This is a genomic window from Desulfobacter sp. (genome assembly GCF_050177295.1).
In genome coordinates, this window is record NZ_JBFXHE010000281.1 from 1 (window position 1) to 2,358 (window position 2,358).

2 protein-coding genes are annotated in these 2,358 nt (G+C 47.2%); one reads left to right on the forward strand and one right to left on the reverse strand.

Translation table 11 applies throughout. The features are described 5' to 3' along the window. Positions 1-921, reverse strand: a 921-nt coding sequence (locus tag AB7U36_RS16790; RefSeq protein ID WP_428160849.1) for a transporter substrate-binding domain-containing protein, incomplete at its 3' end; no start/stop codon positions are given. A gap of 331 nt (positions 922-1,252) precedes the next feature. On the opposite strand from AB7U36_RS16790, the gene AB7U36_RS16795 reads away from it, so the two are divergent. Beyond that, positions 1,253-2,358, forward strand: a 1,106-nt coding sequence (locus AB7U36_RS16795; protein ID WP_428160850.1) for a respiratory nitrate reductase subunit gamma, incomplete at its 3' end; no start/stop codon positions are given.

Below are 2,358 nucleotides of genomic sequence, written 5' to 3' on the forward strand. Positions count from 1 at the left end.
GCCCTGACTGACAAAACTGAAAGGGGAAAAATCAGAGAGCATACCCATGGTGATAACCGGATGGCGGGCAATAAAGGATTGCTCTTCCCCGGTGAACAAAAGCGTGGCAGTATTGTTGTTCAGATATGGATACCGGCCCCATTTCCGGGCCAGAACATCCATGGTCTGCCCCGGAACCGCATTTAAAACTTTTGTCAGAATGGACTGGAGCAGGGGATCTTTTTTTGAAATGCCCAGCCGGAAGTCCTCTTCAACAATTCCCTTGGCGTTGAAAGGACCGACCATACTGATACCGGAAAGATGGTTGTCACGGGCAACAAAACGCCCGGTCATTTCACTGGCAATCACGGCATCCACCCAGCCGAAGGAAAGCGCCTTCATCAGCGACATATAGTCGTCATACTCATAAACCCTGGCATGACCATCCTGTCGGAGGCGTTCTTCATAATAGATGTCCCGGAGAATGCCGATCCGTTTTTTATTAAGACTCTCCAGCCCTTTGAAAGGATGAGGAATTTCGCCGGTTCTCATGAACAGGACAAGTGCTTTAACGTGATATGCCGGGGTAAACAGCATCCATTTGCTGCGCGCCGGGGTAAAGGAGATCTGGTCAATAACATCCAGGTCCCCGTTTTGAAATGAGGCATAAATATTGAACCAGCTGCCTATAACAAATTCAAATTTCAGTCCCGAGGACTGTTCCAGCAAATGGAGAAGGTCAATGGAAAATCCGCTGATCGTGCCTTGGTTATAGAAAGAATAGGGGGGTTCATTATCGATAATACCGATGCGGATACTTTTTTGGGACTGAATATATGCATTTTCCTGGGCAGTGAACAGGTCATTGTCCGCTGTGGCATGGGCCAGGGTCCCAGCAGCCGCTACCCAGACGAATATCACAAATGCCAGTATTCGTTTCATCAAACGCGTTATTCCTCCCCGGTTTTTTCACCCATTGTTTCAATTGCGGCACGCCTCTTAATTTGCTTTTGATTTAATTATCATATTTTTCGTTTCCAATACATAAGGATCTGATACTTTCAGGACCGGGTCATCCACACATGCCAGTGTAAAAATATAAGTGTTTGCTAAAAAATATAATTGACAATATCATCGTATTGTAATATGCCAACAACTTATTTTTGTGATCCTTTTGAGCCGTATTTATGTTGAGCAGCATTTATGTAACATCCTTTGGTGCCCTGATTCGGGGCTCCTGGATATCATCCTAATTTTTACTGGGAGATAATTAATGCCGTTGTATGATTTATTAACCGGTCCAATGCTTTATACCTGGAGTTTTTTTATTGCGTTGGCAGTATTCTTCATCGGAATCCTTTACAGAATCATTGGATTTTTCCGGTTAAACATCGGACCGAACCTGCCCGGATTCACTATGGCAGGCCGAATAAAAGCGTTTTTGTCCGGCCTGTTCGGCATCCTGGCCTCACCTGCCCGGATTTTCCATCTTTTCAAGACAGTTATTCTGGATGTCGTGCTTCAATTGCCGCTGTTGCGCCAGGATCCCCTGAAATGGTTTATGCACATCTGTATTTTCTGGGGATTTGCAGGGTTGTTTTTCTTCCATGCCCTTGAAGGCTATGTCAGCGAAGTGATTTTTTCAAATTACCTGTCCACCCTGAACCCGTTCATGGCCCTTCGGAATATCGCCGGTGTAATGGTGATGGCGGGACTGGCCATTGCCGTATACCGCAGGAAAACCCATTTCCGTTTAAAACAGATCAGCAGGCGGCCCGATTACCTGGCAATCACCCTGCTTGCACTCATCATGATATCCGGTTTTGGCCTGGAGGCTGCCAAGATCATCTCTTCCGGTGTGTTTTACGACATGGTGGAGGAATATGGTTCCTTGGACGATGAGGAACTGCCGGCGCTTAAGGCAGTCTGGCAGGAAAAATTCAATGTCCAGTTCCCCGGGGAGACCATCCAGGTCACCCCGGAACTTATGGAAGAAGGAGAGATCCTCAATGAAGACAATTGTGCATCCTGCCATTCCAACCCCAGGTCTGCCTTTGTTTCCTATCCTATCTCCGTTGCCATGACGCCTGTTGCCGGTTTTTTCAACAGGAACCGTCTGGATGTACTGATACTGAAGATCCACTTTTTAAGCTGTTTTTTCGCCTTGGCCTACCTGCCTTTCAGCAAGTTCCTGCATATCCTGACAACCCCGGTAAGCCTTATGATTTCAGGACTTGCAGGACAGCAGATAAAACGCGATGAGAACAGGGCCACCCGCCGGGTCTTTGATCTTTCCGCCTGCACCCAGTGCGGCACCTGCACCAGCCATTGTGCCGTGGGACCTTTATATGAAATTTTTGACAACCCATGGGTGTTTCC